Genomic DNA, 20,869 nt, shown 5'->3' on the forward strand with positions numbered 1-20,869 from the left:
CGGGCGGGACGGTCAGCGGACTCGGCGACCCGTCAGGTCCGGCGCCGGGCCGGCCGGCGTGATCGTGTTGTCGTGGTCGACGCCGATGGCGCACCGGCAGACCACGCTCAGCGTCTCGTCGGGGGTCCTGAGCAGTCGGAACCGCTCGACGTGCTCCGGTCCGACCGCCCGGTCGAGGGGGTGGGTGTCGTGGTCGTGCACGCTCGCTCCTGTCGTTCGTCCGGGTGGACGGCGCGGAGTCGGTGCGGTGGGGACCCGAACGCCCCACCGCACCGAACCCGACATGCGGCCGTCCGCCGCTGATCCGTCCCCCGTGGTGGCAGGGGACCCGACGCGGAAGGGGTCACGGGTGACGTCACGCCGCACAGAACGACGCGTCACGCTGACGGCACGCGGCGCCAGGGGCGCTCGATCGGTCCGTGGGCGTGACATCCCTGGTCCTTCCGGGTCCACGCGGCATCCTCGCCGCGCTGCGGGACACGGGTGGTGAGTCCGTGTCGGCCGATCGGGGTCCACCGTTGTGGGGACACCGGTCGATTGCTGAGCAATCTACAAGGCAGGACGGGGTGGGTGGCGATACCCCCGTTCGGGGCACCGCAGTCCGCGCGGGCTACTTGGCGCCGACCTCTTCCGAGCGCTTCTGCCGCCACGGCTTGGCGGGGGTGTCCGGGCCGTCCCAGACCTGCACGGCGCCCCACGCGGCGGCGAGGAGCGGGACCGACATGACCGCACCCGTGATGCCTGCGAGCACCGTGCCGGCGGTCAGACCGACCAGGATGACGAGGCCGTGCAGCTGGAGCGTGCGGCCCATGAGCACGGGCTGCAGCAGGTTGCCCTCGAGCTGGTTCACGAGCACCACGATGCCGACCACGACGAGCGCCTGCACCGGGCCGAGGGTCACCAGGGCGACGAGGGCGGCCAGGATGCCGGCGGCCGTGGCACCGACGATCGGGATGAACGCCGTGATGAACACGACGACGGCCAGGGGCAGCGCGAGCGGCACCCCGACGATGGCGATGCTCACACCGATGCCGATGGCGTCCACCGCGGCGACGGTCGCCGTGCCGCGGACGTAGCCGCCGAGGGTCGAGACGACGCGGTCACCGACACGACGGGCGCGGGCGTAGCGGGTGCCCGTGAAGGGGCGGAGCAGGAACTCCCAGATCTTCGGCCCGTCCTTGAGGAAGAAGAACAGCACCACGATCATCAGCACGAGCCCGGTGAGGAAGTTCGCGGTGGCCGAGGCCCCGGCGAGCGCACCCGAGCCGAACTTGGCGCTCGTGACGAAGTCGGTGGCGGTCTTCGTCGCGTCGTCGATCTGCTTGTCCGAGATCGAGAACGGCAGCGACGTCACCCAGCCCTGCAGCTGCTGGAAGCCGTCGACCGCGGACTTCTGCAGGTCGCTCCACTGGTTCTCGACCGCGACGACGATGAGCCACCCGACCAGCCCGAGCACGGCCAGCACCCCGAGCAGCACGATCAGCGTCGCCACGAGGGAGGGCACCCGGTGTCGGCGGAGCCAGGACACGACCGGGTGCATGGCGGAGGCGATGATGAGCGCGATGAGCACCGGGATCGTCACGACGCTGATGGTCGACGCCGCGAAGACGATGCCGATCACGATGACCAGCACGATGATGACCTGCAGGCACCGGGTCGCGAGGCCGCCGAACGAGTCCGACCACGCCTTCCTGGCACCGGTGGGCGGTGCGTCGCTGGTCGACGGGGTCGGGGAGAAGAACGGCATGCGGATCCTTGTCGTGGGTGACGGCGGTGCGATCTGCTGTCGAACGCTCCCCCGATGATGTCAGGCGACCGCTCCCCGCGTCCGGCGGTTAGCCTCGGACGCGTGACGACGACGTTCCCGCGCAGCTCCCCGTCCGCCCTCGGCATCGACGCCTCTGGGGTCGATGCCCTCGTCCGTGCGCTGGAGTCGACTCCCGACGTCGAACCGCACGGGCTGGTGCTCCTCCGGCACGGCGAGGTCGCTGCCGAGGGCTGGTGGGACCCGTACTCCGCCGACCGCCCGCACCTGCTCTACTCGCTCAGCAAGAGCTTCACGGCTGCAGCCGTCGGGATCGCTGCGCACGAGGGGCTGCTCGACCTCGACAGCGCTGTGATCAGCCACTTCCCTGAACTGGACCACGAGGTGCTCGACCAGCGCACCCGTCGGATGACGCTCAGGAACCTGCTGGCGATGGCGAGTGGCCACCGTGCCGAGACCCTCGACCGGGCGCTGGCGATCGACCCGGAGAACACGGTCCGCGGCTTCCTGCTGCTGCCCCCGGACGAGGAGCCCGGCTCGGTCTTCGCCTACAACCAGCCGTGCACGTACACGCTCGCGGAGATCGTCCGACGGGTCAGCGGCGGCACCCTCGTGGAGTACCTCCGGCCGCGCCTGCTCGACCCGCTCGGCATCGACCAGCTGTCCTGGAAGCGTGACTCGATCGGCGAGCTCGGCTTCAGCGGCTGCTACACCACGACCGAGAGCGTCGCGAAGCTGGGTCAGCTCTACCTGCAGCGCGGGGTGTGGGACGGCGTCCGGATCCTCGACGAGGACTGGATCGATTCCGCCACCCGGACGCAGGTCGCGAACCCGGACGAGGAGAACCCGGACTGGGCGCAGGGCTACGGGTACCAGTTCTGGATGGCCCGGCACGGCTTCCGCGGCGACGGCGCCTACGGGCAGTTCTGCATCGTCCTGCCGGAGCACGACGTCGTCCTCGCGATCACCGGGCAGAGCCTCGACATGCAGGCCGTGCTCGACGCCGTGTGGGAGCACCTGCTGCCGGCGATCGACCGCCCCGGCCCGGACACGACGGACGCCGCCCTGCCCGGCCCGGCCCTGCCGCCGGTCACCGGTGGCGCACTGGACACGGTCGACGGCCTGGAGGCCCGTGGTGCGTTCTCCCGCTCCGCCAGCTCCGCGGTCCCCGGCCTGGACACCGTGGTGCTCGAGCAGGACGGCGGCACCTGGACGGCCACCCTGACCCAGGACGGCTCCCCCGTCGTGGCGCCGCTCGGCGCCGGCGCGTGGGCGGTCGCCGGGTCGACGGCGGCGAGCGCCGCGGTCGACGAGGACGCTCGGGTCCTGGTCGCCGTGCGGTTCGTCGACACCCCGCACCTGCTCTGGGTGCGGTGCGACCCGGCGTCGGCGACGTTCGAGGCCCGGTGGCAGACCGAACCGCTCCACGACCGCATCCGCACGCTGCACCGTCCCACCGACTGACCGTGGTGTTCTACAGCGCCCGGTCCGTGCAGCGCGTGCGGCAGGTGGTCCTCGACGTCGTCGTCCTGCTCGGCTGTGTCCTGGCGGTCGTCGTCGGGACGACCGTCTCCGGGGCGATCAGCGGGATCGCCGCGATCGGCACCCGGGTGAACCGCGACGGCTCGGCGTTCCAGGAGCAGCTCGGCAAGGCCGCGTCCGCACTCGGCAAGGTGCCGTTCGCCGGCGACGCGGTGAGCCGGCCGCTCCGTGCGGCGTCCGAACGGGCCGGTGCCGTGGCCGCAGCGGGGACGGAGCAGCACGACGCCACCGTCCGGCTGGCGCACCTGGTGGGTGCCGGTGTCGCCGTCGTGCTCGTCGTGGCGCTGCTGCTCGTCTGGCTGCAGTTCCGCGGCGGGTTCGTCCGCAGCGCCACCGCCACTGCCCGCCTGGGTCGTCAGCCGGCCGGCACCGAGCTACTCGCCGTCCGCGCACTGACGACCCGGTCGGAGGTCACCCTGCTCGGGGCGGACGTCGTCGACCGGTGGCGACGGGGCGACCCGGCGACCGTGCGGGCGTTGGCCGACCTCGAGCGCCGGGCGAGCGGGCTGCGACCGTCGGGCCCTCCGGACTGACGCCCCGTGGGCTGACGGCCGGTGGACCGACGGCCTGACCGGTCACCAGGGGACGACGCCGTCGTCCTCGAAGAAGCCGCCGCGGGGTCCGTCGTCGGGCAGGGTCGCGAGGCGCACGGCCGTCGCGGCGCCCTGCTCGGGGGTGCGGTCCCCCGCGAAGCCGTTGAAGTCCGTCGCGACGAGGCCGGGGCAGGCCGCGTTCACGATGACCGGGGTGTCGGCGAACGCCCGGGCGTACTGCACGGTGATGCCGTTGAGGAAGGTCTTCGAGGACGAGTAGACCGCCATCACCGGACCCGGCTGCCGGCCGAGGGACCCCATGCTGCTCGACGTGTTCACGATCCGCGGGGCGTCGGACCCACGGAGCAGGGGCAGCATCGCGTTCGTGACCCGGATGACGCCGTACACGTTCGTGTCCACCACGCCCCGGAGCACGTCGATGTCGATCGTCGTCGGGTCCTGCCCCCACGTGACCGGGTCGAACGCCCCGGAGACACCGGCGTTGTTCACGAGCACGTCGAGCGTGCCGACCCGGTCCTCCAGCTCCGCGGCGGCGGCGACGACGCTCGCGTCGCTCGTCACGTCGAGCCGCAGCGCGCTCGCGTCGATCCCCTGCGCGACCAACCGGGCTGCGGCGTCGGCACCGGCCACGTCGTCACGCGCGCCGAGGACGACACGGTGGCCGAGCCTCCCGAGCGACTCCGCGATCGCGTAGCCGATGCCCTTGTTCGCCCCGGTGACCAGGGCGGTCTGCTGTGTCGTCGTCATGGTCCGATCCTCGGTCGGCGCACCCCGCCGCGTCCAAGACCGATCGGGTGCCGGGCGATACCCGTGGGGTATCGGCAGGACGTAGGCTCCGCACGTGGACGATCTCGAGACGCGTGAGCTGCGGTACTTCCTGACGGTCGCCGAGGAGCTGCACTTCGGCCGCGCCGCCGCCCGCCTCGGGATGTCGCAGCCACCGCTGTCCCGGGCGGTCCGCCAGCTGGAGCAGCGCATCGGCGTGGACCTGTTCGTCCGTGACCCGCGGGGCGTGCGCCTCACCACCGCCGGTGCCGTGCTGGTCGGCGAGGCACGATCGGCGCTCGCCGCCGTGGCGGCTGCCGGTCGACGCACCCGACGGGCCGGGCTGCCCACGCGGCACCTCGTGCTCGCGGTGAAGGCCGGTGCCGACCACGACCTGCTGCAGGCGCTGCTCGACGTGCACGGGGCGGACCCGGACGGCCTGCCGATCGAGGTCCTGTTCGGCGAGGTGCACGAGCAGGCGGCCTTCCTCCGCGACGGCCGGGCCGACGTCGCGCTCATGCACCGCACGTACGACGACCTGACCGGGTTCGACACCGAGGACCTGCGCACCGAGGACCAGGTGGCGATCCTGCCGCGCACCCATCCCCTGGCGGCTCGGGAGTCGCTCGTGCAGGCCGATCTCCGCGACCTGCCGGACCTGCCCGCCGCCAGGTGGCCGCGGCCGGACGGGTCCTACCCCGACGGTCCCGGGCCCGAGGTCCGGTCGCAGGCCCAGCTCGCCCAGCTCGTCGCCCTCAGCCGCACGGTGATCGTCATCCCGCGGTCGAGCCGGACCCTGCAGTGGCCGGAGCACGTCGCCGTGCCGGTCGTCGACGCCGTGCTCGCCACCACCGTCGTCGCGTGGCCCGCGGGGTCGACGTCACCGGACGTGGCCCGGGTCGTGCGGAACGCGGTGCTGGTCAGCGGCGAAGCGGTACCGACGGCCTGACGCGCCGTGCCTGGCGGCCACCGCCGCCCGGCGGCCGCGCGGCGGGCGACCGCCCGACGGACGTCAGATCTCGACGTCGCTGCCCATCGTGACCGTCCGCTGCGGCGGCAGCCCGAACCGGGACGCCGGGTCGGCGGCGTTGTGCGCGAGCCCGACGAACAGCTTCTTCCGCCAGTTCACCATCCCGCCGTTGCCGCGCATCGGCCGGAGTGCGCCGCGCGAGACGAAGTACGACGCGTCCGCCATCTCCTCCGGGTCGAGGTCGAGAACCTCCGACAGGCACGCCGCGTGCAGGGCGTGCGGCAGGTCCTGGTCGTCGGAGAACCCGAACTTGACGGTGACGTGGTCGATGCCGTCGTCGGCGTACCCCAGGTCGTCCCGGGTGAAGGCCTTCGCGTGCGGCACGTGCGGCACGTTCGCGGTGATCACGGACACGATGATGACCCGGCGGTGCATCACGTGGTTGTGCTCCATGTTCGCGCGGAGCGCCAGCGGGGTGGTCTCCTTGTTCGGGTGCGGGAACACCGCGACCCCGCGGACACGCGGGACGCCCTTCGCGTTGACCTTCTCGATGAACTCGGCGAGCGAGCCCTCGCGTGCGCGACGTTCGTCCTGCACGAGCTGTCGGCCGCGACGCCACGTGGTCATCACCGTGACGACCGCGAGCGCGATGAGCAGCGGCACCCACCCGCCGTGCAGCACCTTCGACAGGTTGCCGGCGAGGAAGGTCAGCTCGAGTCCGCCGAAGACGACCGCGACGACGACGAGCTTCCACGTCGACCAGTTCCAGAGCGGCTTCACCACGAGCAGCAGGAGCAGGGTGTCGGTCACCAGGGCGCCCGTCACCGAGACGCCGTACGCCGTCGCCAGGCTGGCCGAGGACCGGAACGCGAGCATGATCGCCATCACGCCGATGAACAGCAGCAGGTTGACGGCGGGCAGGTAGATCTGGCCGCCCTCGCGCTTGGAGGTCTGGCGGATCGTCAGCGGGGGCAGCAGCCCGAGCTGGACGGCCTGGCGGGTCAGGGAGAACGCGCCGGAGATGACGGCCTGGCTCGCGATGACCGTGGCCGCGGTGGCGAGCACCACGACGGGCAGCTGCGCCCAGTTCGGGAACAGCAGGAAGAACGGGTCCTTCGTGGCCGAGGGCTGCTCGAGCACGAGCGCCGCCTGGCCGAGGTAGTTCAGCACGAGCGCGGGGAACACCACGAAGAACCAGGCGCGGCGGATCGGCACGCGGCCGAAGTGGCCCATGTCGGCGTAGAGCGCCTCGGCACCGGTGATGACGAGCACGACGGCACCCATCGCCACGAAGCTGATGAGCGGGTGCGCGAACACGAAGGCGATCGCCCACGTCGGGGACAGGCCCTGCAGGACGCCGGGGTGCTCGATGATCCGCGGGATGCCGGCCAGCGCGATGACGACGAACCAGAGCATCATCACCGGGCCGAACAGCGTGCCGACCTTGCCGGTGCCGAACCGCTGCACGAAGAACAGGATGACGAGGATCACGGCCGCGATCGGCACGATGAGGTGCCCGACCGCCGGGGCCGCGGTGCCGAGGCCCTCGACCGCGGAGAGCACCGAGACCGCCGGGGTGATCACCGAGTCGCCGTAGAACAGCGAGACGCCGATGATGCCGATGACCAGGAAGATCGTCGCACCGCCACGGCGCTGGGCGTAGAGGCGCCTGGCCAGTGCGGCGAGCGCCATCACCCCGCCCTCGCCGTTGTTGTCGGCGCGCATGAGCACCAGCACGTACTTGATCGAGACGATGATCGTGATGCTCCAGAACATCATCGAGATCACCCCGTAGACGTCCTCGGGGATCGGCTTGACGATGCCGCCGTCGATCGTGAACACGGTCCGGAGCGCGTAGAGCGGGCTGGTCCCGATGTCGCCGAAGACGACGCCGAGCGCCGCCAGCGCGAGCGCGGCGCCGCCGCTCGGGCCGCTGTGCTCGTGGGTCGCGGTGTCCTCGCTGACAGGTGCCGCGGAGTGTGTCTCGGTCACGCTCGATCACTCCAGATCCGGCCACCAGGGAAGCGGCCGTCGCTCATCCTGCCACCACCGGAGGACTCTGATCGCAGCACCGACGGAACCCGCAGTCCGCATGCAGCATCGCCCTCCGGCGCCCCCGCGTCCGGCGCTACTCCTCGAGCTGCAGGGACTTGCCGCGCATCACGAGCAGGGGGTCCGGCGGGAGCACGACCTCGGGGTCCTTGTCGTCGTAGTCGAACTGCGTCAGGAAGTACCGCATCGCGTTGACACGGGCGCGCTTCTTGTCGTTCGAGCGGACGATCGTCCACGGCGCGTACCGCTTGTCGGTGCGCCGGAACATCTCCTCCTTCGCCGCCGTGTAGTCGTCCCACACCATGAGCGAGGCGACGTCGTTCGGGGAGAGCTTCCACCGGCGGACCGGGTCGAGCTGGCGGATGGCGAAGCGGGTCCGCTGCTCCTTGCGGGTGACGGAGAACCAGAACTTCGTGACGTGGATGCCGGAGTCGACGAGCATCCGCTCGAACGACGGCGCCTGCGTCATGAAGGTCTCGTACTCGGCGTCCGTGCAGTACCCCATCACCCGCTCGACACCGGCCCGGTTGTACCAGGAACGGTCGAACATGACGATCTCGCCCGCGCTCGGCAGGTGTTCGACGTAGCGCTGGAAGTACCACTGGCCCTGCTCGCGCTCCGTCGGCTTCGACAGCGCCACGACCCGCGAGGTCCTCGGGTTCAGGTGTTCCGTGAACCGCTTGATGGTGCCGCCCTTGCCGGCCGCGTCCCGCCCCTCGAACAGGATGATCGCCTTGCGGTCGTTGTCCTCGAGCCAGTACTGGCACTTCAGCAGCTCGACCTGCAGCCGGTACTTCTCGTACTCGTACTCGTCGCGGGACATCCGCTCGTCGTAGGGGTAGTCCTCGAGCCAGGTGTAGATCGGGTTGCCCTCGGGGTCGATGAGCTCCGGGTCCGGGGTGTGCGCGTTCCCGACCGTGAACCCGCGGGTGCGCAGGTCCTCGATGTACTCCCGCAGGTCACCGATCGGCGTGGCGTCCAGCATGCGGTCTCCTCACGTCCTGCGCACGGTCCGCCGTGCGCGTCAGCCCGGTATAACGACTCCGGGTGAACGGCGACCGAACGTGGGGGTGCTCACTTGATGCCGGTCGACGCGATCCCCTGGACGAACTGCCGCTGGAACGCCAGGAACACCACCAGCAGCGGCAGCACCGTGATCGTCGCGATCGCCATCACCGCGCCCCACGGCGAGCTGAAGGCCGGGTTGTTCGTCAGCGTCGAGAGCGCGACGGGCACGGTGAGGTTCTCGTTCCCCTGGAGCACGACCAGTGGCCAGAGGAAGTCGTTCCACCGCGTCATGAACCCGAGGATGACGAGCACCCCGACGAGCGGTCCGCAGGTCGGCAGCACCACCCGGAAGAAGGTGACGAACTCGCCGGCACCGTCGAGCCGTGCCGCTTCGAGGAGCGCGTCCGGCACACCGAGCATGAACTGTCGGGCGATGAAGATGCCGACGACGTCGAACAGGGTCGGGAGCACCACGGCCCAGGGCGAGTCGACGAGACCCAGCTTCGCCACGACGAGGAAGCTCGGCACGATCGTCACCTGGATCGGGATCATGATGGTCACGAGGAACGCCGAGTACAGCAGCCCCCGGCCGAGGAACCGGAACTTCGCGAGCGCGTAGCCGGCCATCAGCGACACCACGACGCTGAGCGCGGTGCCGACCGAGGTGATCAGCGCCGAGTTGCCGAGCCACCGCCAGACGGGCTGCGTGCTGAAGACCTGCGTGTAGTTGTCGAACGACGGGTGCGCCGGGAACAGGTAGAACGAGCCGCTCTGCGACTGGCCGCCCGGGGTGAGCGCCGAGACGACCATCCAGTAGAGCGGGAAGACCATCACCGCCGCGAGCAGGGCGAGCCCGGCGACGAGCACCCAGCGCCCCGGCCGCGGACGGCGGGCGCGGAACGGACGGGACCGGCTGGTCTGACGGGGTGTCGTTGCGGTGGTCACAGGACCTCCTCGGCCTTGCGGTTGGCGCGCTGCCGGAGCAGCGTGAAGACGAGCAGGATCGCGACGAGGACGAGTCCGAGCGCCGCGGCGTACCCCATGCGCGCGTCGATGAACGCGGTCCGGAACACGTACTGGATGAGCACGGTGGTGGAGAACCCCGGGCCGCCGCCGGTCATGACGTAGATCACGTCGAAGGCCTGCAGGGAGAACACGACGTTGAGGATGACCAGGATCGACGTGGTCGGCCGGAGCAGTGGCCACGTGATCGTGCGGAACCGGGCCCAGCGGGACGCGCCGTCGATCGCGGCCGCCTCCTTGAGCTCTGCGGGCACGGACTGCAGCGCTCCGAGGTAGATCACCATGCAGAACCCGATGCGGGTCCACACGACGACGATCACCAGGGTCGCCATCGCCCAGCCCGGCGCGGTCAGCCAGGGCAGCCGGCCGAGCCCGAGGGCCTCGAGCAGGTTGTTCACGACGCCGTAGTCCCCGTTGAAGATCCAGGACATGACGACGCCGACGACGACACCCGCCGCGACCATCGGCACGAAGAACAGGGCACGGAACACACCGCGCCCCGGCAGGGGGCGGTTCAGGGCGACGGCGAGGGCGAGCCCGATCGCCATCGACGTCGGCACCGTCCCGAGGGTGAACACGAGCGTGTTCCGCAGCGCGGTGAGGATGAGCGGGTCGCCGGTCATCGCCGTGAAGTTCCCGGCGCCGATCCATCCGCCGTCGGTGATCGACGTGCTGCTGTCCCGGAGGCTCAGCGTGATCGCGATGACGATCGGCACGAGCGAGAACGCGAGGAACAGCAGACCGGCCGGACCGATGAAGGCGTACGGGACGAACCGCGCCCGGCGTCGCGTCCGCGGGTCGGCGGGACGTTCGGGGCTCGCGGGCAGGGTGACCGCCCGGTCCCTGGTGTCAGTTCGCAGTGACACTGCGCATCGCCTCCATCATCTGGCCAGCGGCCTCGGCCGGGCGGAGCTGTCCGAGCAGGCACAGGTCGAGGTAGTCGGCGAACACGGCGTTCAGCGACGAGAAGTACTGCCCGCTCTCGGCCTTCACCATCGAGAGCGGGATCGTGGCGCCCTGGTCGATGAACTGCTGCATGGTGTCCGCGTGGGACTCGTAGCCCACGTCGGCGGCGTCGAGGGACCTGCGTGCCGGCAGCCAGTTGCCGTCGTGGCAGAACCGCTCGATCTGCTCACGGCTCGTGATGAGGGCGACGAGCTCCGCGGCGAGGTCGGGGTGCTTGCTCGACTTCGTCACCGCGAGCGCGTTCCCGCCCAGGTCGCTGGCCTCGCCGGTGTTGCGGACCATGGGCGCGGTCCCCCAGTTGTCGGGCATCTGCTCGTCGAGCTGGGCCATCGGCTCGGGGTTGTTCAGCATCATCCCGATCTGCCCGGTCATGAACAGGTTCCGCGCGACGTCCCCGCCACCGGTCTTGCTGAGGTTGCCCGTGGTGGCGAGCCCCTCGGCGTACCACTTCCGGCCGAACTCGAGCGCGCCGATCGCCTCCGCGGTGTCCATGGACGGTGTCGCGCCGTCCTCCCCGAGGAAGGCACCGCTGTTCTGGTACACGAAGGGCAGCCAGCGGTAGGCCGTCTCGGGTCCGCTCCACCCGTAGCCGAACGCGTACTTCCCCGTCACCTGCTTGACCTCGCGGGCGACGTCGAGGAACTGGTCCCAGGTCCAGGCGTCGGCGATGGCCGTCGGCGGGGTCACGCCGATCTGCTCCATCACGTCGCGGTTGTAGTAGGTGATGAAGTTGTCCGTGTGCTGGAACACCCCGAACACGCCGTCGTTCCTGGCGCCGATCGCCCAGAACGGCTTCGTGTAGTCGGACTCGTAGTCGGCGGGGATGTGCCCGCTGATGTCGATGAGGCTGCCGTTCGCGGCGTACCGACCGATCTGCTGCGGGGTGATCCGGATGATGTCCGGCGCCAGGTCCGCGGCGAGCCGGGTGATGAACCACTGGTGGAACTGCCCGGTGGTCACCTCCACCGAGACGCTGGTCCCCGGGTGCGTGGCGACGAACTCGTCCGCGATCCGCTGGTAGCTCGTGATGTCGGTCGGGATGTTCCAGGTCGACAGGCGGATGTGCTTGGTGCCGCCGCGCGCGGCGGTCCCCTGGCCGGCGCACGCTGCGAGCGCGCCGGCCATCGAGATGCCGGCGAGGGCGAGGAACCCCCGTCTGGCGAGCTGGGGTGGTGGACGGTTCGGCATGTCCTCTCCTTTGAGGTCGTGGTGCCGGGTCGTGCGGACAGGAGGCTCGGGTCGCGGTGCGCGCAGCACCGCGCCGTGGCCTGGGGTCGCGCCCGGCGCGGTGTCCGCCGGGCGCGACCGGTCAGACCAGGGCGGGCCGGGCCTCCTGGCCGTGGCCCTGCTCCGCACCGACCGCGTCCGCCGGACGGAGCGCCTCCGGGAGCAGCGCCGCGTGCGCGTGCAGCAGCTCGTCGGTCATCGCCGCGATCCGGTCGAGGGTCAGGTGTGCCGCGGTCAGCGGGTCGAGGGCCACGGCGTGGTGCACGTTCGCCACGTCCCCGGTCAGTGCGGCCCGGACGGCGAGGGTCTGCACGTTCGTGTTCGTCCGGTTGATCGCGGCGAGCTGCGGCGGGAGCTCGCCGAAGGAGGTCGGCTGGACGCCCTTGCCGTCGACCAGGCAGGCCACCTCGACGCAGGCGTCGGACGGCAGGTTCGCGATGACCCCGGTGGCGTTCGGGACGTTCCCGTAGACGACCGCGGGGACGCCGGTGACGATCGCGTTGACGATGCTCGCGCCGTACTCGACGGACGGGGACAGGTCGGCCTTGAGCTTCTCGAGCTGCTGGTCGACGTCGCCCTGCTCGTCGTGGGCCAGGCAGATCTCGTAGTAGTCCCAGCGCTCCGGGATGTACTCCAGCGTCGTCTCCGGGTCCTTCCGGAAGTACGGCACGTACTCGCTCGCGTGGTGGCTCGACTCGGTCTCGAAGTACCCGAACGAGCGCATGAGCTGGGTGCGCACCTGCTCGTTGCCGCCCTCGTAGTTGCTGGCTGCCAGTGCTGCCTCGCTGTGGTCGCCGTCGTCGTCGTGCAGGTCGGCCGCCGCGACGCCACGACGGTGCTTCGCGGTCATCACCTCGCGCAGCCGGGGGTAGAGGTCCTCGCCGTTGCGTCGCTTGAACTCCAGGATCCAGGCCTGGTGGTTGATGCCGGCGCTGACGAACTCGACCTCGTCGTACGGCACGTCGAGCGTCCTGGCGAGCATCCGCGTCGTGCCCTGCACGCTGTGGCACAGCCCGACCGTGCGGAGGCCCTTGGCATTGAGGAACGCCGTGGCCATCGCCATCGGGTTCGCGTAGTTGATGAACTGCGCGTCGGGGCAGAGCTCGAGCGCGTCGCGGGCGATGTCCTCGTACGCCCGGACCGAGCGGAGGAAGCGGAAGACCCCACCGGGGCCGACGGTGTCCCCGACGGCCTGGTCGATGCCGTACCGCCGCGGGATCTCGACGTCCCACTTGTACGACTCCACGCCGCCGACCTGGAACGTGATGATGACGACGTCCGCGTCGGCGAGGGCCGCACGGCGGTCGGTGGTCTCGAGGACCTCGACGCCGAGGCCGTGGTGCGCGACGAGCTCCCTGGCGGCGGACGCGGTGCGGGCGACCCTGCCCGCGTCGAGGTCCATGAGGTGCAGCGTCGCGTCCTGCAGCGCCGGGAAGCTGACGAGGTCGCCGATGAGACGGAAGGGGAAGACGAAGCCGCCGGCGCCGATGATGGTGATCTTGGTCATGGCAGCACGCTACGGAGCGCCCGGGACGGCCCGCCTCCGGCTTCGGACGGCGGCGTTCCCGGATCCTCAGGTCGGCCAGGGTCCTGCTCGGTGCGCTGTCCTAGGCTCGCCCCGTGCTCGATGACGCGCTCACCCATCCTCCGACGCCCGGCTCCGTCGTCGAGACGGTGGAGCCCGCCTACTGGAGCCACCGCGGGCCCGCTCCGCGGATGGACGCCTCCCACCGCCACGACGACCTCGAGATCAACCTCGTGCTCGAGGGCCGGCTCGACTACCGGTTCGGGGGGACGCCGATCAGCGTGCACGCCGGCGAGATCGCGCTCTTCTGGGGTTGGACCGCGCACCAGCTCATCGGCGAGCCCACCGAGGTCGGCGAGTTCCGGTGGGTCCACATCCCGCTCGCGGAGGTGCTCGCGTGGGGGCTGCCCGACCACGACCTCGGCGCGATGCTGCTGAACCGCCCGGTCATCGTCCCGACGTCGGCCGCCGGACGGGACGTCGAGTCCATGCTCGGTTCGTGGCAGCAGGACTTCGCCGACGACGGCGCCGAGCTCATCGCGAACCTGGAGGCGCACGCACTCGTCCGGCGCCTGCTCCGGCACGCACGCGCGCAGGTGGACCTCCGCCCGTGCGGTGACCACGGGACCGCGGAGTCCATGCACCGCGTGGTGGACATGGTCCGGTTCGTCGTGGGCCACTTCCGGGAACCCGTCACCGTGACCGACGTCGCTGCCGCAGCGCACCTCCACCCGCACTACGCCATGACCGTCTTCCGGCAGGACGTCGGCACGACGATCGTGGAGTACCTCACGCGGTGCCGGGTCGCGGAGGCCCAGCGGTTGCTCGCCACGACGACGATGACCACCAGTGAGGTCGCACACGCAGCGGGCTTCGGGTCGCAGAGCAGCTTCTACGCCCACTTCACCCGGGCGTTCGGCGCCGCGCCCGGCGCCTACCGCTCGTTCCACCGCCGGCGGGAGCCGGTGCTCGGCTGAGCGCACGCAGGAACGGACGGGAGGCTCGGGGCAGTCGTGCCCCGAGCCTCCCGTCCGTCACGTGGTCGCCTGGGCGACCCGTTCGACTCAGTGGCGGCGGAAGTAGCCGTTCGCGCCACCGACGTACATCAGGATCGTCGCGACGAGGACCGCGACGGCACCGATCCAGCCGAAGGCGTTGCCACCGGAGGCGGCGCCGACGCCGACGCCGATGAGCTGCAGGATCGCGAGGACCGTCAGCACGATGCGGGCCCAGTTGCGACCGTCACGCATCTTGAAGACGATGATGAGCTCGACGATCGCGAGGATGAACGCGAAGATCGCGCCGCCCACGAGCGGGGCGGTGCCGACGCTGTCGGCCGCGTCGGACGCGCTGCCCGACACGAGGCTGATGACGCCGGACAGGATGTTCGCCAGGACGACGATCAGCCAGATCACGAACGCGACGGTGACGGTGGTCGGTCGACCGGAAGTGGTGTTTGCCATGCTGCTTGCTCCTTCGACGTGCGACCGCATGCAGCGGTCTTTCAGCGAACGTACATGGGTTTCGCCGGTCTGTCCGGTTCTGGTCCGCTACTCGTCGCCGGCGCCCCCGGCTCGGGCGACCGCGACGACCGCTCTGGCGGTCGCGACGTCCGTCACGAGCTCGTCGACCATCCCGGCGCGGACAGCCCCGACGACGCTCGGTGCCTTCTCCGGCCCGACCGCGATCGCGACGACGTGCGGGATGTCGACCAGGACCGACCGGGGCGTCCTGACCATGCGTTCAGCCCCGTCGAAGGCGATCTCGGAGCCGTCGGCGCGGAAGAAGTTGAGGGAGACGTCGCCGGCCGCGTCGCGGAGGACCTCGTCGTCCACCGGGACGCCCCGGGCGTGTGCGTCGCGGATGGCCGGCGGCGCACCCACGCCGACGAGGGCTCCGACCGCGCGGTCCCACAGGCCGACGACGTGCTGGAAGGCCGGGTCGTTCTCCAGCGACGCCCGCATGTCCACGGACGGGAGCGCCTGGGCGAACAGGAACGCCGGCACGGCCGCGGACCGCTCGGCCGCGAGCCGGGTGATCTCGTTCGACTGGAACCACGGCAACGGGTCCGCCTGCCCGCCGACCGTCGGCGCGAGGAGCACGCCGTCCAGGCGGAGCGTGACGTCCCGCGCGACCGCGTGGGTCGTCCGGCCGCTGCCGATGAGCAGGGCGTCCCCGGGACGGAGCGCCATCCGGTCGACGGCGACGGTCACCGCGGCGGCGAGGTCGGTGCCGAGCGTGGCGTGGTGCACAGCGGAGACGACCTGCACGGCGTCGAGCCCGAGGAGCGTCCGGACGTCCTCGGCGAGGGCGACGGTCTCGTCGAGGAACGGGTCACGGACCCGGATCTCGACGAGCCCGGACCGCCGGGCCTCGGAGACCAGGCGGCTGACCGTGGCCCGCGACACCGCGAGCCGTTCGGCGATGTCCACCTGCGTGACGTCCTCCAGGTAGTACATCCGCGCCGCCTGGTAGACGAGGTCGAGCGGGAAGCGGGCGTGGCCGTCGCGCGGAGCGTCGGACACGGCGACGGCCGGTCGTCCCGGACGACCGGCCGTCGCGCCCGTGGGAGGGCGTGGTGTCACGCGCTCACTCGGCGAGGGTGAACGGGGACGTGACCTTGTCCGCGTTCTCCTTGGTGATGAGCACGCAGTCGAACGCCTGCTTCTCCTGGCTGGCGCCGGTCTTGCCGGTGCGGATGAAGGAGTCGGCCTCCTGCACCGCCTTCTTCGCGAACGTGGCGACCGGCTGCAGCACGGTGTACTGCAGCTCCCCCGCCTTGATCGCGTCGACCGCGTCGGGCGAGCCGTCGAAGCCGCCGACCTTCACCTGGTCGAGCTTGCCGGCCTCCTTCAGCGCGGCGACCGCGCCGAGGGCCATCTCGTCGTTGCCCGGGATGACGCCCTTGATGTCGGGGTTCGCCTGCAGGATGGACTGCATCTTGTCGTGGCCCTGCGTGCGGTCCCAGTTCGCGACCTGCTTGGCCACCTCCTTGAGGCCCGGGTACTGCGACAGCACGGTCTTGTAGCCGTTCGAGCGGGTCTGCGCGTTGTTGTCCGACGGGGCGCCGAAGAGCTCGGCGTAGTTGCCCGAGTCACCGACGTCCTTGACCCACTGCTGCGCACCGAGGGCGGCGCCCTGGGCGTTGTTCGAGACGAGCTGCGCCTTCGCCAGGCCCGACTGGTTGATCTCGGCGTTCACCAGGATCACCGGGATGCCCGCGGCGTCGGCCTTCTTGACGGCACCGATCGATCCGCTCGCGTTGGCCGGGTCGAGGATGATCGCGACCGACTTGTTCGTGATCGCGGTGTCGATGAGGTTGCTCTCGGTGTTCGTGTCGCCCTTGGAGGCCGAGACGTTCGACTTGTAGCCGAGGGACTTGGCCTCGGCGGACGCGACGTCGCCCTCGGTCTTCCAGTACGGGTTCGAGGGGTCGTTGACGATGATCGAGATCAGGCCGCCCTTCTTCGACGAGCCCGAGCCGGAGCCCGTGTCCGACGATGCGCTGCCCCCGGCGGAGCAGCCGGCGAGGACGAGGGTCAGGCCGACGCCCGCGGCGAGCACCATTGCCAGCTTGCGGTTCATTGTGGGGTTCCTTTCGCTGTGTTCCGGTGACGGGGGTCAGCCGGCGGTCTTCTCGTGGACGGCGGCCGGGGGCTGCGTGTCCACGGGAGCTGTGGGGGTGGGCGTCGTCGTCCCGCCGGCACGGGCCGGGCGGCGCTTGTACTGCACGGCGTTCAGCAGCACGGCGAGGACGATGACGGCGCCGGTGAAGACGGTCTGCCAGTAGGCCGAGACGCCGATGATGACGAGGCCGTCGGACAGGAAGCCGATGACGAAGGCCCCGAGGAGGGTGCCTCGGACGTTGCCGACACCACCGGAGAGCGCGGCGCCGCCGATGACGACCGCCGCGATGGCGGTCAGCTCGTACGAGTTGCCCGCGGTGGGGCTCGCGCTCGTCAGTTCGGACGACAGGATCAGGCCGGCGATCGCGGCGCAGAGGCCGGACAGTGCGTAGACCCGGACCTTGACCCGCTTGACCGGGACGCCGGAGAGCTCCGCGGCCCGCTCGTTGCCACCGGAGGCGTACAGCCAGCGGCCGAAGACCGTGCGGTTGAGGAGCAGGCTCGCCGCGATCGCCGCGACGATCATCACGATGACGCCGATGGGCAGCCCGATCAGCCGGTTGAAGCCGAGCCAGTCGAAGCCGGTGTTCCCGAGCGCCGCGTTGCCGCCCAGGTCGTTGTAGGTCAGGCCGTTCGTCATCAGCAGGCCGATGCCGCGGACGACGTAGAGCATGCCGAGCGTCGCGACGAACGGGGCCACCTTGAAGCGGGCGACCAGGATGCCGTTCACGAAGCCGATGAACGCACCGACCGCGCAGGCGATCACGACGACGACCCAGACCTTCGGGTACAGCGTCGAACCGCCGATCGTGACGCCCTTCATCAGGGCACCGGCGATGACGCCCGAGAACCCGAGCGTCGAGCCGACGGACAGGTCGATGCCGCCGTTGAGGATCACGACCAGCATGCCGATCGCCAGGATCGCGTAGACCGCGACGTGCGAGGACATCGTGAGGATGTTGCTGACGGTGAAGTAGTTGGGAGAGAGGACGGAGAAGACGACGATGATCGCGACGAGGGCGAAGAACGCGCGCCCCTGCAGCAGGAGCCGGCCGAGGCTGAACCCGTCGGCGAACATCGCGGGCCGGCGTCGCGCCGAGGTGGTGGAGGACATGCGTGTTCCGTTCGTGGCGGTCATGCGACCACGGCCTCGCCCGAGGCGGCCATGATCGCTTCCTTGGTGGTTTCGGATCCGAACTCGGCGGCGATGCGCCCGCGGCTCATCACGACGATGCGGTGGGCGATGCTGAGGCACTCACCGACCTCCGACGTCGTGTAGACGACCGCGAGGCCGTTCCTGGCGCGCTCGGCGAGGAGCTTGAAGACCTCGGCCTTGGCGCCGATGTCGATCCCCCGGCTCGGCTCGTCGAGCAGGATGACGTCGGGCTGCGTGGCCAGCATCTTGCCGATGACGACCTTCTGCTGGTTGCCGCCGGAGAGCGAGCCGATCATCGCGTGGCCGCCGGGCGTCTTGACGTGCACGGTGCGGATCGACTCGGTGACGATGTCGGTCTCGCGGTTCCCGGAGAGGAACAGGCCCTTCACGAAGGCACCGATCGAGGCGAGCGACATGTTGTGCCCGACCGTCATCGTCTGCACGAGTCCGTCCCGCTGCCGGTCCTCCGGCACCAGTCCGAGGCCCGCCTCGATGCGGTCCGCGATGCTCAGGCCCGCCAGGTCGCGGTCGCCCTTGCGGACCCGGCCGCCGTCGATCCGGTTGCGTCCGGCCACGGCCTCGAGCAGTTCGGTGCGTCCGGCGCCCATGAGGCCGTAGATGCAGACGATCTCGCCGGCACGGACGTCGAGGGACACGCGGTCGACGACGTTGCGCCCGGGGACGTCGGGGTCGGCGACCGTGACGTCCTCGATCGCGAGCGCGACCGGGCCGAACTCGTAGCCGGTGGGCGGCGACCCCAGGTCGAAGCCCTCGCCGACCATGGCCCGGACGACCCACTCCAGGTCGATCTCGGCCGCCGGGGCCATCGCCGTGATCGCGCCGTCGCGGAGCACGACCGCGTGGTCGGTGATCTCCAGCGCCTCCTCCAGGTGGTGGGAGATGTAGACGATCGAGACGCCGCGAGCGGTGAGGTCCCGCACGACCTGGAACAGGACCTCGACCTCGGAGGCCGAGAGCGCGCTCGTCGGCTCGTCCATGATGAGGATCCGGGCGTCGACCGACAGCGCCCGGGCGATCTCGATGAGCTGCTGCTGGCCGAGGCGGAGGTCCGACACCAGCGCGAGCGGGTCGATCTCCTCGCCGAGCTCGGCCAGGACGGTCGCGGACTGCCTGGCCTCCTCGGCGTAGTCGACGCCGGTGGGCCCGGTGATCTCACGCCCCATGAAGATGTTGTCGCGCACCGTCAGGTTCGGCGCGAGGCTGAGCTCCTGGTGGATGATCGAGATGCCGTGGTCCCGGGCGTCGACGGTGTCGGTGAACGACACGGTCTCGCCGTGCAGCGTGAGCGTGCCCGACGTCGGCTGCTCGACCCCGGACAGGATCTTCATGAGCGTCGACTTGCCCGCGCCGTTCTCCCCGAACAGCGTCGTGACCTGGCCGCGGTGGATCGCGAAGTTGACGCCCTTGAGCGCACGCGTCGCACCGTAGGTCTTGACGACGTCGGTGGCCTGGAGGACGACCGCGCCGATCGCGCCGTCGCCGCTCATCGGACGTCCAGGGCCGACGGCGTGACGAGCCAGGCCTTCGGGTTGATGAGCTGGAACGCTCCGGTGACCTCGACGGTCTTGCCGGTGAGGGACGCGGTGTCAACGTCGGCGAGGACCTGCTTCTTCAGCTGGTCGTTCAGTGCGGCGCCGGCGTTCTGGTAGTCGATCTGGTTCGTGAACTGCCCGAACTCGATCGTCCCCGGTGCGTCGCGGAGGTCGGTGCCGTTGATGGCCGGACCGGTCTGCATGCGGATGAGCAGCCCACCCGGCAGCCCGTCGACGGTGACCGGGTACAGGCCGTCCTGCGCCTCGCCCACCGTGCCCGTGAAGGTCGTCGAGAACTCGGTCCCCGCGCCGCCGGCAACCCCGTACTTCTTGGTGGCGGCGGCTGCGTCGGCGTTGAGTGCCGTCGCCAGTTCGTCCGCGGGCACGGCTCGCTTGGCGATCGCCGCCTGCACCTCGGGGAAGTGCTTCTTGCCCCAGGCCGAGGCCGAGAACGCCGCCGGGCCGGCACCGACGGACGAGCCCTTGCTGACGACCTTCACGCTGAGCACCATCGCGATGAGCACGACGAGCACGACCGCGCCGATGACGATCCGGCGCGTCAGGCGTCGGCGCTGCGGCGACGTCGTGCTGACGGCGCTCACGACTGCGTCCCGTCGACGCGGGACGCCTGCTCGGTTCGGGGTGCCCCGGCGGTGGGGCGGACGGCTCGCGGCATCGCGTGCTCCTTGCATGAGGACGACGAGCACGCGGCGGGCGCCTGACGTCGTCGTCTGGTCGGGTCAGCCGGTCCCTGCGGAACGGCGTCGACCGCACCTCTCGGAGCGGCCTGACCAGAAATTACGTGCAGAACGACATTTCTGCAAGGGGCAATCGCAGATCAGCGTGAAACCGATGCTGCCAGAAATCTTGTTCTTGACATCTGTTCGGGACCCCGTATGGTCTGCTGCACCGCGATGACGCGGCTGGAACGTGACCGACGGAGACCACCATGTCCACGACCTCGACCCCTCCCCAGGCAGCCACCGCGACGCCGGAGATCCCTGCGACGATGCGGGCGGTCGTCGTGCACGGCCCCGGCGACTACCGCCTCGAGACCCGACCCGTCCCCACCCCAGGACCCGGGGAACTGCTGCTCCGCACCGACGCCGTCGGGATCTGCGCCTCGGACCTGAAGTG

General features: G+C 70.7%; 19 protein-coding genes and 1 pseudogene. 5 read left to right on the forward strand and 15 right to left on the reverse strand.

Annotated elements, in window-relative coordinates:
* Positions 1 to 12: 12 nt before the first annotated feature.
* Together ITJ68_RS17940 and ITJ68_RS17945 are read right to left on the reverse strand one after the other, a co-directional pair.
* Positions 13 to 201 carry a hypothetical protein gene (locus ITJ68_RS17940; RefSeq protein WP_194630509.1) on the reverse strand — a complete coding sequence of 63 codons (189 nt, stop codon included), beginning with the start codon at positions 199 to 201 and terminating at the stop codon, positions 13 to 15.
* Positions 202 to 610: 409 nt separating this feature from the next.
* On the reverse strand, positions 611 to 1,747 hold the full coding sequence (locus ITJ68_RS17945; protein ID WP_194663390.1) for an AI-2E family transporter: 1,137 nt from the start codon (positions 1,745 to 1,747) through the stop codon (positions 611 to 613).
* Positions 1,748 to 1,849: 102 nt separating this feature from the next.
* Between ITJ68_RS17945 and ITJ68_RS17950 the strand changes: the two genes are divergently transcribed.
* Both ITJ68_RS17950 and ITJ68_RS17955 read left to right on the forward strand, forming a co-directional pair.
* Positions 1,850 to 3,229 carry a serine hydrolase gene (locus tag ITJ68_RS17950; protein ID WP_323743371.1) on the forward strand — a complete coding sequence of 460 codons (1,380 nt, stop codon included), beginning with the start codon at positions 1,850 to 1,852 and terminating at the stop codon, positions 3,227 to 3,229.
* Positions 3,230 to 3,231: 2 nt separating this feature from the next.
* Complete coding sequence (locus ITJ68_RS17955) at positions 3,232 to 3,840, forward strand: hypothetical protein (protein ID WP_194663392.1); 609 nt, start codon at positions 3,232 to 3,234, stop codon at positions 3,838 to 3,840.
* 42 nt (positions 3,841 to 3,882) lie between these two features.
* Here ITJ68_RS17955 and ITJ68_RS17960 read toward each other — a convergent pair whose 3' ends face one another.
* Positions 3,883 to 4,608 (reverse strand): SDR family NAD(P)-dependent oxidoreductase, encoded by a 726-nt coding sequence (locus tag ITJ68_RS17960; RefSeq protein WP_194663394.1) that lies wholly within the window; start codon positions 4,606 to 4,608, stop codon positions 3,883 to 3,885.
* A gap of 94 nt (positions 4,609 to 4,702) precedes the next feature.
* On the opposite strand from ITJ68_RS17960, the gene ITJ68_RS17965 reads away from it, so the two are divergent.
* Complete coding sequence (locus ITJ68_RS17965; RefSeq protein WP_194663396.1) at positions 4,703 to 5,575, forward strand: LysR family transcriptional regulator; 873 nt, start codon at positions 4,703 to 4,705, stop codon at positions 5,573 to 5,575.
* Positions 5,576 to 5,638: 63 nt separating this feature from the next.
* Here ITJ68_RS17965 and ITJ68_RS17970 read toward each other — a convergent pair whose 3' ends face one another.
* The 6 genes from ITJ68_RS17970 to melA form a co-directional block, all read right to left on the reverse strand.
* The gene (locus tag ITJ68_RS17970; RefSeq protein WP_194663398.1) at positions 5,639 to 7,588 is read right to left on the reverse strand and encodes a potassium transporter Kup; all 1,950 of its coding nucleotides are present in this window, start codon (positions 7,586 to 7,588) and stop codon (positions 5,639 to 5,641) included.
* Positions 7,589 to 7,724: 136 nt separating this feature from the next.
* Positions 7,725 to 8,633: a polyphosphate kinase 2 gene (gene ppk2, locus ITJ68_RS17975; RefSeq protein WP_194663401.1), complete on the reverse strand. Its 909-nt coding sequence runs from the start codon at positions 8,631 to 8,633 to the stop codon at positions 7,725 to 7,727.
* An 89-nt stretch (positions 8,634 to 8,722) separates the two neighbouring features.
* Positions 8,723 to 9,601, reverse strand: coding sequence for a carbohydrate ABC transporter permease (locus ITJ68_RS17980; protein WP_323743372.1), 879 nt, complete (start codon positions 9,599 to 9,601; stop codon positions 8,723 to 8,725).
* Positions 9,598 to 10,545, reverse strand: coding sequence for a carbohydrate ABC transporter permease (locus ITJ68_RS17985; protein WP_194663403.1), 948 nt, complete (start codon positions 10,543 to 10,545; stop codon positions 9,598 to 9,600). The genes ITJ68_RS17980 and ITJ68_RS17985 overlap by 4 nt, the downstream gene beginning before the upstream one ends.
* Positions 10,529 to 11,833, reverse strand: a complete 1,305-nt coding sequence (locus ITJ68_RS17990) for an ABC transporter substrate-binding protein (protein WP_228506049.1) — start codon at positions 11,831 to 11,833, stop codon at positions 10,529 to 10,531. Before ITJ68_RS17990 ends, ITJ68_RS17985 begins: the two co-directional genes overlap by 17 nt.
* Positions 11,834 to 11,954: 121 nt before the next feature.
* Entirely contained in the window at positions 11,955 to 13,379 is a 1,425-nt protein-coding gene (gene melA / locus ITJ68_RS17995; RefSeq protein WP_194663405.1) for an alpha-galactosidase, read from the reverse strand.
* 113 nt (positions 13,380 to 13,492) lie between these two features.
* Here melA and ITJ68_RS19685 point away from each other — a divergent pair, with 113 nt between their 5' ends.
* Entirely contained in the window at positions 13,493 to 14,374 is an 882-nt protein-coding gene (locus ITJ68_RS19685; RefSeq protein ID WP_194663407.1) for a helix-turn-helix domain-containing protein, read from the forward strand.
* 87 nt (positions 14,375 to 14,461) lie between these two features.
* Here ITJ68_RS19685 and ITJ68_RS18005 read toward each other — a convergent pair whose 3' ends face one another.
* The 6 genes from ITJ68_RS18005 to ITJ68_RS18030 all read right to left on the reverse strand — a co-directional run bounded on the left by ITJ68_RS18005 (position 14,462) and on the right by ITJ68_RS18030 (position 20,334).
* A complete protein-coding gene (locus ITJ68_RS18005) occupies positions 14,462 to 14,860 on the reverse strand; it encodes a hypothetical protein (protein ID WP_194663409.1) in 399 nt (132 codons plus the stop codon).
* A gap of 87 nt (positions 14,861 to 14,947) precedes the next feature.
* On the reverse strand, positions 14,948 to 15,922 hold the full coding sequence (locus ITJ68_RS18010) for a sugar-binding transcriptional regulator (protein WP_323743373.1): 975 nt from the start codon (positions 15,920 to 15,922) through the stop codon (positions 14,948 to 14,950).
* Positions 15,923 to 15,986: 64 nt separating this feature from the next.
* Entirely contained in the window at positions 15,987 to 16,982 is a 996-nt protein-coding gene (locus ITJ68_RS18015) for a D-ribose ABC transporter substrate-binding protein (RefSeq protein ID WP_217635669.1), read from the reverse strand.
* Between the two features lie 36 nt (positions 16,983 to 17,018).
* Positions 17,019 to 18,137, reverse strand: a complete 1,119-nt coding sequence (locus ITJ68_RS18020) for an ABC transporter permease (RefSeq protein ID WP_228506051.1) — start codon at positions 18,135 to 18,137, stop codon at positions 17,019 to 17,021.
* Positions 18,138 to 18,157: 20 nt separating this feature from the next.
* Complete coding sequence (locus ITJ68_RS18025; RefSeq protein ID WP_194663413.1) at positions 18,158 to 19,687, reverse strand: sugar ABC transporter ATP-binding protein; 1,530 nt, start codon at positions 19,685 to 19,687, stop codon at positions 18,158 to 18,160.
* Complete coding sequence (locus tag ITJ68_RS18030) at positions 19,684 to 20,334, reverse strand: DUF2291 domain-containing protein (RefSeq protein ID WP_323743374.1); 651 nt, start codon at positions 20,332 to 20,334, stop codon at positions 19,684 to 19,686. Before ITJ68_RS18030 ends, ITJ68_RS18025 begins: the two co-directional genes overlap by 4 nt.
* 347 nt (positions 20,335 to 20,681) lie before the next feature.
* Between ITJ68_RS18030 and ITJ68_RS18035 the strand changes: the two are divergent.
* Positions 20,682 to 20,869: pseudogene (locus tag ITJ68_RS18035) on the forward strand (erythritol/L-threitol dehydrogenase); the annotation flags it as partial.

This window comes from Curtobacterium sp. VKM Ac-1395 (assembly GCF_015350975.1).
In the GTDB taxonomy this organism is placed as follows: Bacteria; Actinomycetota; Actinomycetes; order Actinomycetales; family Microbacteriaceae; genus Curtobacterium.